The organism is Tychonema sp. LEGE 06208, assembly GCF_015207505.1.
Lineage (GTDB): Bacteria > Cyanobacteriota > Cyanobacteriia > Cyanobacteriales > Microcoleaceae > Microcoleus.
Genome location: NZ_JADEWT010000140.1, coordinates 1 through 15,792, shown reverse-complemented (window position 1 = coordinate 15,792; position 15,792 = coordinate 1). Strand labels below are relative to the sequence as shown.

The window sequence follows — 15,792 nt, the reverse complement described above, 5'->3', positions numbered from 1 at the left end:
GATTGGGAGAGGGGGAGAGGGGGAGATTGGGAGAGGGGAATATGGCATTGAAATTTACAATTTAAATGCCCAACAGCCACTTTTTCTAGTCGGAGTCATGTCACACATCTTACTCGCTCACAGCATAATTTGCATATCATACTTTATAATAAATGTCAAGAAATATTTTAAATGGTAAGTGCAGCGAATACGGCGATCGGGTTCGGTTATCTCGCATCCCAGCATCTAGGCAGGGAGAAAAATTCAAGCGATGATAGAACAGAGAGCAAAAAAAGCCCTCGAATTGCATGAGTCTGTTTGTATGAGTAGGTTTGCATGAGTATTGTGAAGTTGAGTTGCAGTTAAAACTAGCAAGGAATTGAAAACCTTAAGGAAAAATGTAGAATCTTGACCTTAAGACAGAGGTTTTTACCCTTTACGACTCTCAAAATTTGGAATAATATTGAGTAAAGTAAACTTAAATTCACTTCGCCGGAACAAGCTGTTAAAGCTAGCAATTTACGGAAAATCGACGGGGATTACTAGACAATCAAGCACAAAATTAATCCCAAACAACAAGCTTCTACCGATCGTCACCGATAAACAGGAGGGGGTAATATCCCCTCTGTAGCAGTCTCGATCCCACTTACAAGAGTGGGACAGGGTATCACCAACTTTTTATCTGTTGTTACAAGGAGTGCAAAACTCACCCATGTCCACTACAACCCCTAAAACCAAAACAGTGAAAGCCGATCGCACAAGCAGTCGGCCATACTCCTCAACGGATACGGTTCGTACCTATCTGCACGAGATCGGTCGAGTACCCCTGCTAACCCGAGAAGAAGAGATTATTTTCGGCAAGCAGGTACAGCAAATGATGAAATTAATCGAAGCCAAACAAGCACTGGCTAAAGAATGGCAGCGGGAACTCACTCAGCAAGAGTGGGCTGCCGAAATGGAGTTGACAGAAGCTGAACTGAACAGGATCTTGCAGTCGGGGCGGCGCGCCAAGAAAAAGATGATTGAAGCGAATTTGCGCTTAGTAGTGGCGATCGCCAAAAAATACCAGAAACGCAACATGGAATTCTTGGATTTAATTCAAGAAGGCACCCTCGGTTTAGAACGAGGAGTAGAAAAATTTGACCCGATGCGGGGATACAAATTTTCTACCTACGCCTACTGGTGGATTCGCCAAGCAATCACCCGCGCGATCGCCCAACACGCCCGCACCATTCGATTACCAATTCACATCACCGAAAAACTCAACAAAATTAAAAAAGTGCAGCGGGAACTCACTCAGCAGTTGGGTCGTTCTCCCTCCCCTGCAGAAATTGCCTCCGCCTTGGAACTGCACCCTTCCCAAATTCGGGAATACCTGCTGATGGCAAGACATCCAGTCTCTTTGGACTTGCGGGTTGGAGACAACCAAGATACAGAACTGCAAGAACTCTTAGAAGACGAAACTGCATCTCCAGACAACTACATTACCTCGGAATTGCTGCGGCAAGACCTGAATACTTTGATCTCAGAACTTACCCCGCAGCAGCGAGATGTGATCGTTCTGCGCTTCGGTTTGGAAGACGGCACCGAAATGTCGCTGGCGAAAGTGGGAGAACGGCTCAATCTCAGCCGGGAACGGGTGCGGCAGCTAGAACATCAAGCCCTCGCCCACCTGCGGCGGCGCCAATCTCAAGTCAGAGAATATTTGGCTAGTTAGTGACTTAAAGAGTTGAGATTTTTACCAAAATCTCAACTCTTTTTTCGTATTGGTGTTGCTGGTAATGATGTTTTTATTTGAAAGGTCGATCGCCCGATCGGGCGCGATCGCAAACAAAATTTATTAAAACTAATTTTAGATGAGAGTTCAGGAACCGGGCGGGCGATCGAGACTTCAATTGAATAGTCAGCTTTGAGTCAAATACCCAGTTTCTTTACGAGCTTTTTGAAACTGGTACAAGAGTTGATTCGAGGCAGCTATGTGACATACCCGACACTCATTTTGTAAACAAATAGAGTGCAAGCTTCCTCTTTCAACGGGAGAGCCTTATTAGAGCCATCTCTAAGCTGGTCTTATCCTCCCTCCGTAGGTTTTACTTACCCGAAGGTGGTACTTACTAGCAAGATAATTACTTATCTTCGAGGCAGACTCCCTGTGTCCCAAGGAGTAGAATTGTTGATTTTTTCACCCATCCATCAGCTCTTTTACGGCCTAGCGGGATATTGGGGCTATCAGTCAGAAACTGATAGGTGGTGTCTAGCCTTTATACAACGGAAAATTCGCCCACCACGGCTACTCTTATCATCCCCGCTTAGTTCGATCCTATCATGGATTCGCTATCGCTCAATTTGTTGGCTGCTCGTTTTCATCCCGTCACTCATCCTGTAAACGGATAGAGTGTGGGACTTCCCACTCGTATTAGTTAAAATTTTGGGGTAGAAGAGTGGTGTTAAATTATTTGATATTAACAAGCAGTGTAGAAGCTATTGCGATCGCCCTGGCCCTCTCGCCCGGTAACTTCAGCATCGGATTCGCCCTGCGCGAATTCCGACACTGGGACATCAAATCCGGCGTTTCCATCTCGCAATCCCCCGCCAATCCCCAGCCAGATACAGCATTCACAGGTTTAGCAGACGGTGTTTACCTCTACGGCCAGTCCAACAAACCAGATGAAATTAAAAAAGAATATTTTGTATTTGAAATGAGACAGAGTAAAGTAATTGGGGCTTTTTACCTGCCTCAGTCTAATTTTTACTGTTTTTACGGCAATCTAGACCGAACTCGGTTAAATTTAACAGTAGTGGACAGTTACGACGGCACTAGCTCTCCCTACTCCGTCAACCTGCAACAGTATCAGCAACTTTCCGCCCCTAGTGACAACGACCGGCGAATTTTGGGTATTTGCAAGGAAGCTCACAAACAGCAAGTGTGGGCAAAGTAATATTATTTTTATAAAAATTTGGATCGCGGACTCGATTTGTTGTATTGTTTGGGGAACTGCTATTAAAACTAGAACGAAGCACCAATCTGCCTGCAGCAAAAACAATCTCGCAATCTAGTTTCTTCCTCAATGCTTCGCTATCAAACCTGTTATTTTTGTCAGAAATCAGGCTTATTTAACGAATCCAAGCGCAATTTTTTTGCTCCATTGACTACAGCGAAGCGAAATAAGGCGCATTTTTTGAAGGCCAGAACCTAAACCCAACCTTTTTTCTGAGAATATTTTCCCGTTTGGCTAAGATATTGTTTCGCGACAAACCAGGCTCGATCGCCATGCCGGAAGTCAGCGGATGTTAGCTGTATACTGCTTAAGAAGGCATTGCTAGGGTGCGTCAGACAAAAAACAGGAAATACCGGAGAAAATGTAGGCCTCTGACGCACAGTCAAACTACAACACTCTCGGACGGCAGACTGCGCCACGCCATCCGTCAGGGTTCAGGAAACAGCAAGAAAATTGCTCCCGAACCCTGAATTTTAGACAGACACCACACACTCGGCAAGATGAAACTGCGTCGAAAAACACTATCAATAGTTGGCATTACCATCGCTGGGCTGACTAGCATTCTATATGCCGCCTCCTCAAGCATCCTTTTGAGCAGCCTTGTCAAAGCAGAAGAACAAGAAGCCACACAAGTTGTCAAGGGAGCGCTCAACGTGTTCGGCCAAACCGCCGATGATTTCAACTTGCGCTTTGCCGACTGGTCAGCCTGGGACGACAACTACGCTTTCATCCAAAACGGTAACAAAGAATTTATCGCCTCCAATTTGATTCCCGAAGGACTGGCTAATGTGAGAGTTAATATAGCCCTATTTGTCAATACTTCGGGCAAAATAGTTTACGGTACGGGTTTCGACAGCCAGAAGGTGAAACTAACCCCTGTTCCAGAAGCATTAAAAAAGCGCATTTCTCTCAGCGACCCGCTGTTGCAGCACCCCAACATCAAAAGCAGCCTCGCTGGTATTCTGCTGCTACCGTCAGGGCCGATACTGATTGCTTCCCGACCAATTGTCACTACAAAAAACACTGGCCCGATTCGAGGCACACTGATATTCGGGCGCAATTTGGATGCTGCGGCAATTGCCAGGATTTCTAAAATTACTCGCTTGCCTCTGATTGTACGCACCGTTAATGAGGCTCAGTTACCTGCTGACTTTGTGGAAGCGCGGGAGAAACTGTCGGGGAAAAAACCGATTTTGGTGCGCCGTGTCAGCGAAGATTTGATGGCAGGTTACGCCCTGATCCGGGATATTTACGATCGACCCGCACTGCTGCTGCGAGTTGATATACCCAGAGAAATCTACCGCCAAGGTCAAATTAGTTTGCTGTACCTGCTGGTGTCTGTAACGTTAGCGGGCATTGGGTTTGTCGGCTGCACTCTGCTGTTGCTAGAGTATTTGGTGCTGTCTCCCTTGAGCGGTTTGGCTTCATCAGTGAACCGTGTCAGCAGCAGCCAAGACCTCTCGATGCGGCTGCAGGTGACGGGCGAAGACGAGTTGTCCGACCTTGCCCATACTATCAATGGAATGCTCGGGGCGATCGCCAGTGCCGAAAACGAACAACTAGAAGAAAAAGCCCGCTACCGAGCCGTAGTCGAGCAAGCTACAGATTGTATTTTCCTGTGGGACGCTCAAACCAAACGGCTTTTAGAAGCCAATACAGCATTTAGAAACTTGCTAGATTACAGCCTGGAAGCAATATCGCAACTGACTATTTACGATATCACCGCCTACTCCCAAGACCTAATTGACAGCAATATCGAGTCCCTGCTGACCGACAAAAAATTCAAAATGGGCGAAGTTCTCTACCAGCGCCGAGACGGTTCCTGCGTGGACGTAGAAGTGAGTGCCAGCGTGATTTCCTACGGAGGCCGCGAGATTATTTGCACTGTTGTCCGCGACATTACCGAGCGCAAACAAGCCGAAGCCGAACTGCGAGCCTCCGAAGAACGCTACAAACTTTTGTTTAGATACAACCCCCATCCCATGTGGGTTTACGACTTAGAAACCCTCGAATTTATAGCCGTCAATCAAGCAGCTATCCACCACTACGGCTACACTCGCGAAGAATTTCTAGACATGACCGTTGCCGACATTTATCCTCCCCAAGAACTACCAAGATGGCTACAAAATATATCCCAAGTAGATGCAGACATTGATTTTGCCAGCCTGTGGCAGCACCAGAAAAAAGACGGCAGAATTATTGACGTAGAAATTACTTCTTATGCCTTGATATTTGATAGCAAAAATGCTGAATTAGTCATGGCTCACGACGTGACCGACCGCTTGCAAGCCGAGGCAGAACTGTACAAGGCCAAGGAAGCAGCAGAAGCAGCTAATTTGGCGAAAAGTCAGTTTTTAGCTAACATGAGCCACGAACTGCGAACTCCTCTAAATGCAATTATCGGCTACAGCGAAATTTTGCAAGAAGAGGCTTTAGATTTGGGCGAAGAAAATTTTATTTCTGACTTAACAAGAATTCATAATGCAGGCAATCATTTACTGGGATTGATTAATGATATTCTGGATTTATCGAAAATAGAAGCCGGTCACGCGGAACTTGAATTGACAACTTTTGACCTGTTCGACGCAGTTCAAGATATCGCCAAAACTGTTCAACCGCTATTTTTACGAAACACTAATCGTTTGAATATTGAGTGCCCTAATGATATTGGCGAATTGCATTCTGATAAAATTAAATTTACTCAAATTTTGTTTAACTTGCTCAGCAACGCCACTAAGTTTACCGAAAAAGGGACAATTACACTCAGCGTCGAAAAAATTAAAAATGATGAGAATAGTTGGGATGCTGAACGGTTTATTTTTAAGTGTACGGATACGGGAATTGGGATAACTCCCGAACAGCTACAAAAGTTATTTCAACCTTTTACACAAGCTGATGCTTCGACTACTCGCAAGTACGGAGGTACGGGTTTGGGTTTGGCAATAGCACAGAAATACTCTGAGATGTTGGGGGGAGAAATTACGGTGAATAGCGAGTTGGGCAAGGGTTCAACTTTTACTCTCATGTTGCCGGCATAGGATATATTTGATATTTGATATGAATTCCGGTTGACTGTTGACGGTTGACTGTTGACGGTTGACGGTTGACGGTTGACGGTTGACTGTTGACTGTTGACTGTTGACGGTTGACCGTTGACTGTTGACGGTTGACTGTTGACTAGAGGGCGAAAAACTAAATGGTTGAGTGTTCTTTTGTTGCGGACACTAAGGAATAAAAATTTAATAATACCATTTTTCTAAAATCGTGCAACACTCTTCGACCCCCCCCTAGCCCCCCCTTGCAAAGGGGGGGGACAAGAACACTGTTGCATTCTTTTTTAAAATTGGTATAACTTAAGCGATTGCTCGTTACCAGGCTCTGCCTGGTAATGCAGGTGCGGAGGCTCTGCCTCCTTTGAGGAAAGCAACTTACAGGAGAGAGGACTGTAGGAGTTGTTTAAGTTATTAAGTTTTCGATCCTAAGACGCACTACGAACCATATTAATATTCAATACCTGCTTGAGCTTTAATCCCTTGTTCCCGAAATGGATGCTTGATTAAAGTCATTTCAGTAACCAAATCTGCCCGTTCAATTAATTCTGGGGGCGCGCCTCTACCTGTTAAAATAACATGAGTTTCTTCGGGTTTTTGTTCTAAGCCGGAGAGAACTTGCTCTACTTGCAAATAACCCAGTTTTAATGCTATATTAACTTCATCTAGCAGCACTAATTTAAATTCGCGATTGCAGATAAAAGTTAAGGCTTTATCCCAGGCTTTTTGAGCTGTTGCGATATCTCGATCGCGGTCTTGCGTGTCCCAGGTAAAACCTTCACCCATTGCATGAAATTCTAGCTGTTTTTCCCACATTTCAAAAACGGCTTTTTCTGCAGGTTCCCAAGCTCCTTTGATAAATTGTACTATGGCGACGCGGTATCCGTGACCGAGCGATCGCACAACCATGCCCAAAGCAGCCGTAGTTTTGCCTTTACCGTTGCCGGTATTGACAATTATCAAACCTTTGTCTTTAGCAGCGTTGGCAATTCGCTGCGCCTGCACTTCTTGGCGGCGCTGCATTTTCTGTTTGTGCTGTTCGGCTGTTAAACCAGTGGTTGTAGTTGTTTCTGTATTGGTTTCCATGAGATTGCTTTTTAACCGCAGATTAACGCAAATAAACGCTGATAGATTCAGGATGTCTAGTTATACCATTTTTCCTGAACATACAAATTTAGGGAATCTTCAAACTATTATCCAGTAAATCATCCCCGATCTAAAATCTAAAATCGTATTACGCCCAGATTGTTTGCAAGTTTAGCACGAAACCGGGCAAAATATCTTCTCCTGAAAGCTCTGCGGGACTTTCCAAAACTTCTGTTGCTTGTCCTTGGCGGTAGATTTCTACTCGGCGGGTTTTACGGTTGATTAACCAGCCTAATTTTACTTGATTTTTCATGTATTCTTGCATTTTGTCTTGAGTATCCTTGAGACTGTCAGTCGGGGACATTAACTCTAAGACAAAATCTGGGGCGATAGGAGGAAATTTTTGTTTTTGTTCGGGAGTCAGTGCATCCCATCTTTCTTTTTTTATCCAAGAGACATCGGGAGAACGATTTGCACCGCTGGGGAGTTTGAAACAAGTTGAAGAATCGAAACAAACTCCCAGTTTAGTTTGTCGGTTCCAAATCACAAAATCTGCATTAATTTCTGAATTGCTGTTTCCGGTTTCTCCTCCTGTGGGTGACATGACGATTATTTCTCCTTTGGCGTTGCGTTCAAATTTGACATCGGGGTTTTCGCGACACAGTTGATAAAATTGGTCGTCGGTGATTTGGGCGATCGCATCAAAATTAATGGTAACTGCTAGCATGGTATTATCTGTTGGTAAATCGGGTGGCATCAGCCGGGAAAATCCGCAAACTAATCCGAATATTGAACAATCAGGATTTGTCTAAGATTTAATTGACTCGCAACCAGCGATAGCCGTAAGCTTGTAAGGGAATACAGGGCGATCCGTCATCGAGAGATTCGTACAGGCGATCGCCAAATAAATCAATAAGATTGGTGTATTCGTTAGATTTGAGAGTAACCGTGCAAGGTTTGTCGGCTAGATTGTGGACGACAAGTAATGTCCTGCCTTCCCAGTGACAGCAGTGGGCAAAAACCCAAGAACAGTCGGTTTCCAAAATTTGCCATTTTCCCCTACCGAACTCAGGACATTGCTTGCGGATGCGGATTGCACGTTCGACCCAGTTAATTAATGAGTTAGGATCGCGCTGCGCTGCGGCGACATTGACTTGTTTATAACTGTATTCTCCGCTGGCGATCGCAGGTTTGGCAAGAGCATCAGTTGCAGCAGTCGAGAAGCCACCATTTGGAGAATCTGACCATTGCATCGCCGTGCGGACGCTGTTTCGACCTTCCAACGAAAGGTCATCTCCCATGCCAATTTCTTCGCCGTAGCGCAGCATTGGTGTACCGGGCAAAGTAAACAGCAAGCTGTAGATTAGTTCGATCCGGCAGCGGTCATTTCCCATCATCGGCGGTAAGCGGCGGCGAATCCCGCGCCCGAAAATTTGCATCCTTTCATCGGGGGCGAATGCGGCAAAAATTTCCTCTCGTTCGGATGAAGAAATGCGGTCTAGTGTCAGTTCATCGTGGTGGCGCACAAAATTCAGCCACTGACAAATATCAGGAATGTCCGGTAAGATTTTTAGTCCATCGCGCAGGGCTGTGGATTCTTGACGCGCTAGGGCCAAAAACAGATATTGGTTCAGCAAAAAGTTGAACAGGACGTGCATTCTGTCGCCCTTATCAAAGTAGACGTGAATGCGATCGGGCGCGACATTTGCTTCTGCCAGCAAAACTGCATCACTCTGACGTGATGACACAAATTCTCTCATTTCTTCCAAGAAACATCGCAGGTCTTCGGTGCTTGTACCTTCGGTGCCAGTTTCTTTAATTAAAAAGGGAACAGCATCAATGCGAAATCCAGACACGCCCAGTTCTAGCCAGAAACCCATAATTTTGCAGATTTCTTCTCGTACCGCCGAATTGGTAATATTCAAATCTGGCTGTTCTTTATAGAAGTGATGCAAATAGTAAGCGTTTGCTTGTTCGTCGTACTCCCAAATACTGTCCTCAGCATCGGGAAACACCAGCAACTCTGGATCAGTTTTGGGTGGATTTTCTGACCACACGTAGTAATTGCGATACTTGGAGTTTTTATCGCTTTTGGATGCCACAAACCAAGGATGCTGATGGGACGTATGATTTACTACTAGATCGATCAGCACGCGAATCCCTCGTTCCTTTGCTTGGTGCATGAACTCGACAAAATCTCCCAGGGTTCCCAGTCGCGGGTCAATGTTGTAGTAATCCATCACATCGTAACCGTTGTCGCGGTTAGGCGAAGGATAAAATGGCAACAACCACAAACAAGTAATTCCCAGTCCTGATAAATAATCTAGCTTGTTGGTAAGTCCCTGAAAGTCCCCTACACCATCCCCGTTCGAGTCCAGGAAGGTTTCAACATCAAGGGAGTAGACAATTGCGTCTTTATACCAGAGGTCTTTCATATTAGTTAGTTAAATTGAGATATTGCGCCTGTGGCAAAAACCGGGTTTTTGAACCAAAAATTAGCATCAAAACCTATATTTATGGTTCAAAAACCCGGTTATAAGTTTATTGAGAATGGTGCAAGATGTCCTATCCTGTCCGCTCGATTAATCATAGTAAGATTCGATCGCGCGTGCGGAATGCGAGTCGTTTGCATTTTACGGACTCCCATTCCGCACGCGCGAACCGTTTTGGTTGTGGTAATCGAGGGGACACGGTCTCAGTTGAATATACCACCATTTGTAAGTCCTGACGGCATAGGAGTTGTGTTTTTTGCTGCCCAACTACTCTTCTACCCAATTGAGTAACCCAAGAGAAGTAACAGCTCCAAAAAAGTGAGCGCCAATCATATTGACGTTTGACATCGTTACAAAAATATCTAGGGAACGAATCACATTTTCTGGCGTATTAGTTGCGAGCGCTTGTGGTTGAGCGAGCGTTTTTGCTAAAACTACACCCACTGTTGCTTCCGAAGCGAGAAACGCGAGCAGTAGCCCTACCAAACTAGAATTTAATCCAATTCGTAAGGCTTGAGTAATATCTTCTTTGCTGGGATAGAACTCGATATCGCCTCCTTGTAAACGTCTGCCTAAAAGTCGATATCTAAAATCCCAAAATATTCTAAAAGCAAGCAATACCACACCAACTATCGCTAAAACTATGCCGAACCCAATACCTGGATTATTGGGTTGCTCGCTCAGGTTGCGGCTCAACATGGCAAGTATTAAAGTAATACCGGAAACTGCACCAAACAATAACTGTACCCAAAAGCTAAATCGACTGAACCAGCGAAAATTCTCGACGAATTTGCTTTGGAGGAGTGGTGGCGATACCGATACGGATTCTGATTGATTCATTATATACACCTTATTGCTGAATTGATAATTATCACAAACGAAACAAGGAAGAGGTTGTTTCGGCCGATAGTCTGGGTGCCGTGCGATCGCTCCTAGACGCATCAATGCCTTTAAACCTTAGTTTTTTACTTACAGCAGATTGCAGGTTTATAGGTACTATCAATATCCCCGTAGGGACACGGCACTGCCGTGTCCCTACAAGAGCTATGTATCTCACATACCTGAAAAGTGCTGTAATCTTCGGGTAACAACCAATGATTTTAGTGCATCAAACTCGGTTTTTCATCATCCCGAAGTGATATCATGTGCGATCGATTACCATAGCAAGAATAGTTCGTAATGCGGACGACCGTCCTCCGTTTAAGCTCAAACTAAAGTCCGCACTACGAATCGCGTGCGATCGCACGCGATATGAACGAGCTATTAGACTTCTGCTTTAAAAACCTGTAAAGAACAGGCTATTTGAGCCTGTTCCCCAAGAGTTATTTGAGAGCTCTATTCCTCAATCAGGAATGTCTGAGGGATACACGCCTGTAGCAACTAGCACGGGTTTGTTGGTATACTCGGCTTCTAGCTTCTGCTTTAAGGTCAAATCCCATTGCAAATCCTATTCGCGATCGAGTTCAGCGATAACGAACTGACGCAGTACACCGGTTACGGCAACTTTCTCCCCTTCTTTCACGCTTGTTTTTGGAACGGTGTGTATCACTAACAAATCTTCTCCGCCAATTAATTTGTTTTCATCCAATGTGAACGAGTTGGGACTTTTGATGCTGTCAACTTTACCACTTACCGCTAGGGTTTTGCCATAGTATTTTTGGGGATTTGAGGTGAGTTCTCCTGGTGTGGGGGCTAGGGCCATCGATTGTGCAACGATCGCGGGTTTATTTTCGTAATCGGCGTACTGATTTGGCTGTAAGCTTAATTTGTACTCGCGCTCAATATCTGCAAGCACAAAGTTGCGAACAGTTCCCGTTACTTGAATATCTTGACCCGATTCAGCCGGCAGTGCAAAAGGCTTACCTGTGGCATTGACAACCAAAATCGGTTGGCTGCAAAAAAACTTTTGATCGCTAATTGTAAAAGTCGATGGGCTTAATTTATTGATCGGTTTACTTCTGACTGTCACAGTTTTACCGAGGAGTTCTGCTGTTCTATCGACCACATTCTCAGTTGTCGTCGCAACCGTTCCGGGCGTTGCAGGTGCAGGTGCCGTAGCTTCCCGCTGTGGGGTAGAACAAGCCGGAATTTGCACTGCATTTGGGATAGTCAAAGTAGCTCTAGAATACGGAGTTCCTCGCAGGACAAAAGAAAGTTCAGTTCCCGACTCTAATCGCTGTACTGGATACGCCGTAAAACTGTCGATATCCGAGGATACTCTGCTTTAAGCAACTTGGAGAGAGGGTTTTGGACTAGCTTTTACCATTTCTGGCAAACAAATAGTAGCACTCAACAGAGTCAGTGCAATTGTGGTTGACAATGATTTTATTTTCATAAAATTCTCCTAAATCGAAACAACAAACCTCTTTATACTAATAAAATTTAATGAAAAAAAATTAGCAAAAGATTGATTTTTTATGTTCTACATTTCAAAACCTTGCTTGTATACCCATTTAACCTAAAATCTCCCCGCCTTGCCATCGGTCTGAGGCCCTAAGAAAATATCCATCTGATGAAAGGCGATCGACCAAAAATTGATCGTGTTGCTTTGCGTTAAGCGCGATATGTCGATCGGACTATTGACGACAAATGCACCGGGCGCGTCCATTCTTGCAATGCCCACAAGCTAGTTAGGGCAGCTATTCCAGAACCCAAACTATCCATAATCAAATCGATAATCGTATCATCTAGACTGCAAATCACTTCGCTAAAAAGAACCATAGCAGCCGTCGATTCGGTAATTTCCTACAAAGCACCGCAATTCCCAAACTGGTGATTGTTAGCAAGTACAGCAGTTGGCGATCGCCAAAAATAGTCAGCATTCAACTGTAGGCTAAAAAACTCAATGCTAAAGTCACAGCAAAAATTGTGAAAGCATGAACAATTTCATCATAATGCCCGGCTGATAAAATAGTCCCCAAACCCAGCCTCCAGCATTGAGTAAAGTAGCAAACACAAACAGGAGATCAAACAGCGCTAGTAAGAGATTTTTCATCACTACAAACACCACGGATGCTACTAAAAATAATGCTAGCGCCAAGGCATTTTGCCAAGTTCCCTGACTGACAGCAGCTATTATTGCTATGGTGAATAAGGCCTGCCAAAGCTGCAACTCGATAGCCGCGCCAATTTGTAATTATCATGACTATCTTTCCGTCTTAACAGAAAAATTTTTATTAATTTTGTTGGAAGCGAGCAGTTTATCAGTGCAGAATTTGTCGGTAACGAGCTTGAACTAATGAGTAGATGCCATAGGAAATCAAACCCAAAGCCACTAAACCGAGAATCCACGGGCCAAACGGATGTTGTTCCAGGGAGGCCAGCACCTCACGAAATCCTTTAGCTTGACTGGCATCTGATTGCTTCGCAGCTTGAATTAAGAAAAAGCCGATGATAGTGAAGACAATGCCACGAGCCGCAATCCCCAGTCTACCCAGTCGCACGGCCCAAGTTTGCTCGTTGTTACTCATTTCATGAAGTTTGAATTGCTGGCGGAATTTTCCCTTAAATGCTTTATAAAGGTAAGAGAAACCCACACCGATCGTCATTGCTCCCCCCAGCCCTACCAGCCATTGACCAAAAGGTTGAGATAAAAATAAAGCTGTCCAATCTTGAGTTGAATTACCGCTGCTACCACCACCAGAACCGATTATTAATTTGACAGCCGTCACCGCCAAACCTGCATAAGCTAACCCACTAAAAGCGTAGCCAATGCGCGTCGCAATTCGCTTGGCATCCATTTTTTCGCCAGCGTGTTCTGGATCGAGAACCGTTTGAGCAATCCGCAAAAGGACGTACCCAATAATACCAATTGTCACCAAAAATAGCAGGAATTTTCCGAAGGGTTGGGAGACAATTGTTGCTAATGCACCCTTAGTATCGGTTGTTTTACCACTAGATCCAAAAGCAGCTTGTGCGGCAAGAAAACCGATGATAAAGTAAACTAAGCCTTTGGCGGCATATCCGAGTCTTGCCAGTCGCTCGAACCAGGGTTGAGAACTTGCGCGTCGGACAGGTTCTGTGATGCTATCGGTGGGTGAGTTGCGCCGTGTCATATTTTTCTACAATTTGGAATTAGTTGGGTATTCCAGCCGCCTATTCATAAATTTATTGCGATCGCGCAGCGTGCCGGAGGCAGATTGCTCGCCTATTTTTGGTTAGTAAGAGGACAAGCAAAAAAGGGAAATTCTGAGTAAAAAAGGTTTTTTTAAGGCAGATATAGTATTTGTATCTATTCCACTATAATTTTCTCCTGTTCAGAGAGTTTTGGCATCCCTCCAGGTAGGTAAATCAGTCAGGGCGATCGCCATCAAATAGCCTCTGTGGAGGATTAGCCCAGGATGGGATTGGCTCGGTACCGGCGATCGCCCCGTACTTTTTAGTTAGTCGAATTAGGCGCGCGATCTATCTGAGGTACGAGAAGTTTTAAATTGAATGTACGGGGAATATATCTTAAGTAAGATTTGAGGAAATCTGCTGGAATTCTGCACAATCTTTCCCATACATAGGTATGCTGTAAAAAATAGATTTCTCCAAAAAATATTTTAAAAGACAGAGGGGACGGCTATCCCACAAGAGTTATCAGAGAAGTTTCATGAAAATTGCGCTGTCCAACTTGAGAACCTGGTTAAGCCCGATCGCGATCGCAGTTGTCTTTGGTTTAATCTCAGATATTGCACCGTTCCTGTAGAACCTGTAGGAGGGATTTATGTTGTGGGTTTAGGAGAGTGGATCGGTTTTTTGGCTTTGATAGTCTCGCTCTATATTTTGTGGAAAATTAGAGCGGTCATTTTATTGTTTTTTACTGCCGTAATTTTAGCGATCGCTCTCAACCGTTTAGTGCGAAGATTGCAGCAGTCTGGTGCTAGGCGCGAACTGGCGATCGCTTTAACAGTTGGCATTGTACTGGCGATCTCATCTGTTTTTATTTTCCTGATATTCACGCGCCTCAGCTCTCAATTTGAACAGCTAACTCAACTTATCCCGCTAGGGATAGAAAAACTGCGATTGTGGATCGACTGGTTGCAAGCAAAAGTGCCGGAACTGGCCTTAAATAATATTCCCAATCTTGATAATTTAAGCCAACAACTCCAAACCCTTTCTCAGTGGATAATTTCCCATATCTATCTATTTTTATCCAACTCCCTCAGTTTAGTAATTAATTTCTTGTTAATTACCGTTTTGACAATTATGCTTGTGGTAAATCCCGTGCCGTACCGCCAAGTAATAATCAGGCTGTTTCCCGCTTTTTACCGCCACCGAGTCGATGAAATTCTGACTGAATGTGAAAAAAATTTAATGGGCTGGTTGACAGGAATTGCATTCAGCATGAGTTTTATTGGGATTGCGAGCACTGTGGGTCTGTTTCTCTTGCAAGTGCAACTGCCTTTGGTTAACGGATTTTTAGTTAGCATTTTTATTAGCTTTAATTCCTTATGTTGGCGCGATTTTGAGTGTCGTTCCACCCATGTTGCTAGCCTTGTTATATTCTCTAGAAAAAGCAGGTGCCGTATTGTTACTTTATTTTGCAATTCAACAAATAGAAGGCAACTTTATTACACCTATGATCGTGGAAAAACAAGTGTCCCTGCTCCCGGCATACACCTTAGCTTTGTTGGGAGCATTTGGTTCTTTATTGGGGTTTTTAGGATTATTGCTAGCGCTTCCAATCCTAATTGTTGCTCAAACTTGGGTTAAAGAAGTTGTAATCAAAGATATATTAGATCGCTGGGAAACCGCTCCCTCCCGGAAACCCTGAAATGATATTATGTTATACTAATACCAATTTCATAAAGTAGCGCTAGATATTACCCTCCCAACCCCCCTTATTAAGGGGAGGGCTAAGACTTCATATCAAATCCGGTAGCATCAGAATGATTCAGATATATATTCTCGGACTCTGTGTACTCTGTGTTCTAATAAGGTTAAATGATTCCGATGCAAGCTGAAACGATATCATCCATAGCACATCTTTACAAAAATGGTATAAATTCGGGTTTGGGATATTCTTTACGAACCAGTCGGCGCAGGCCGACATCGTTTTTGTAGACGCGGTTTCAACCGCCCAATCATCTTGAAAGTCCTGATTTTAATTATCCGGTTTCCTACACCCTTTTGATATGTATAGCAATCCTAAATCATTTGTGAATTTCTTACTTCCTCCCCTTAATAAGGGGAGGGTTGGGG

The 15,792-nt window shown here is 44.3% G+C and carries 12 protein-coding genes and 1 pseudogene; 5 read left to right on the top strand and 8 right to left on the bottom strand.

Features of this window, described 5'->3' with window-relative positions:
• Positions 1-691 precede the first annotated feature (691 nt).
• The 3 genes from IQ263_RS25160 (at position 692) to IQ263_RS25150 (ending at position 6,016) form a co-directional block, all read left to right on the top strand.
• On the top strand, positions 692-1,696 hold the full coding sequence (locus tag IQ263_RS25160; protein WP_194070843.1) for an RNA polymerase sigma factor, RpoD/SigA family: 1,005 nt from the start codon (positions 692-694) through the stop codon (positions 1,694-1,696).
• A gap of 739 nt (positions 1,697-2,435) precedes the next feature.
• The gene (locus IQ263_RS25155; protein ID WP_228050346.1) at positions 2,436-2,918 is read left to right on the top strand and encodes a hypothetical protein; all 483 of its coding nucleotides are present in this window, start codon (positions 2,436-2,438) and stop codon (positions 2,916-2,918) included.
• A gap of 560 nt (positions 2,919-3,478) precedes the next feature.
• Positions 3,479-6,016, top strand: coding sequence for a sensor histidine kinase (locus tag IQ263_RS25150; RefSeq protein WP_194070841.1), 2,538 nt, complete (start codon positions 3,479-3,481; stop codon positions 6,014-6,016).
• A 462-nt stretch (positions 6,017-6,478) separates the two neighbouring features.
• On the opposite strand, the gene cobO is transcribed toward IQ263_RS25150, so the two are convergent.
• The 8 genes from cobO to IQ263_RS25115 form a co-directional block, all read right to left on the bottom strand.
• Complete coding sequence (cobO, locus tag IQ263_RS25145) at positions 6,479-7,114, bottom strand: cob(I)yrinic acid a,c-diamide adenosyltransferase (RefSeq protein WP_194070840.1); 636 nt, start codon at positions 7,112-7,114, stop codon at positions 6,479-6,481.
• Between the two features lie 148 nt (positions 7,115-7,262).
• The gene (locus tag IQ263_RS25140) at positions 7,263-7,841 is read right to left on the bottom strand and encodes a Uma2 family endonuclease (RefSeq protein ID WP_194070839.1); all 579 of its coding nucleotides are present in this window, start codon (positions 7,839-7,841) and stop codon (positions 7,263-7,265) included.
• Positions 7,842-7,929: 88 nt separating this feature from the next.
• Positions 7,930-9,549 carry an alpha-amylase family protein gene (locus IQ263_RS25135; RefSeq protein WP_194070838.1) on the bottom strand — a complete coding sequence of 540 codons (1,620 nt, stop codon included), beginning with the start codon at positions 9,547-9,549 and terminating at the stop codon, positions 7,930-7,932.
• A gap of 324 nt (positions 9,550-9,873) precedes the next feature.
• Positions 9,874-10,446, bottom strand: coding sequence for a DUF3611 family protein (locus IQ263_RS25130; protein ID WP_194070837.1), 573 nt, complete (start codon positions 10,444-10,446; stop codon positions 9,874-9,876).
• Between the two features lie 607 nt (positions 10,447-11,053).
• Positions 11,054-11,719 carry a hypothetical protein gene (locus tag IQ263_RS25125; RefSeq protein ID WP_228050345.1) on the bottom strand — a complete coding sequence of 222 codons (666 nt, stop codon included), beginning with the start codon at positions 11,717-11,719 and terminating at the stop codon, positions 11,054-11,056.
• 440 nt (positions 11,720-12,159) lie between these two features.
• The gene (locus IQ263_RS28935) at positions 12,160-12,327 is read right to left on the bottom strand and encodes a hypothetical protein (RefSeq protein WP_228050344.1); all 168 of its coding nucleotides are present in this window, start codon (positions 12,325-12,327) and stop codon (positions 12,160-12,162) included.
• 133 nt (positions 12,328-12,460) lie between these two features.
• Positions 12,461-12,718 carry a hypothetical protein gene (locus IQ263_RS28930; protein ID WP_228050343.1) on the bottom strand — a complete coding sequence of 86 codons (258 nt, stop codon included), beginning with the start codon at positions 12,716-12,718 and terminating at the stop codon, positions 12,461-12,463.
• 91 nt (positions 12,719-12,809) lie between these two features.
• Positions 12,810-13,661 carry a DUF1206 domain-containing protein gene (locus tag IQ263_RS25115; RefSeq protein WP_194070836.1) on the bottom strand — a complete coding sequence of 284 codons (852 nt, stop codon included), beginning with the start codon at positions 13,659-13,661 and terminating at the stop codon, positions 12,810-12,812.
• Positions 13,662-14,319: 658 nt separating this feature from the next.
• On the opposite strand from IQ263_RS25115, the pseudogene IQ263_RS29530 reads away from it, so the two are divergent.
• Positions 14,320-14,964, top strand: a pseudogene (locus IQ263_RS29530) (AI-2E family transporter); the annotation flags it as partial.
• A gap of 109 nt (positions 14,965-15,073) precedes the next feature.
• Positions 15,074-15,364 (top strand): AI-2E family transporter, encoded by a 291-nt coding sequence (locus tag IQ263_RS29525; protein WP_255515928.1) that lies wholly within the window; start codon positions 15,074-15,076, stop codon positions 15,362-15,364.
• The last annotated feature ends 428 nt before the right edge of the window (positions 15,365-15,792 follow it).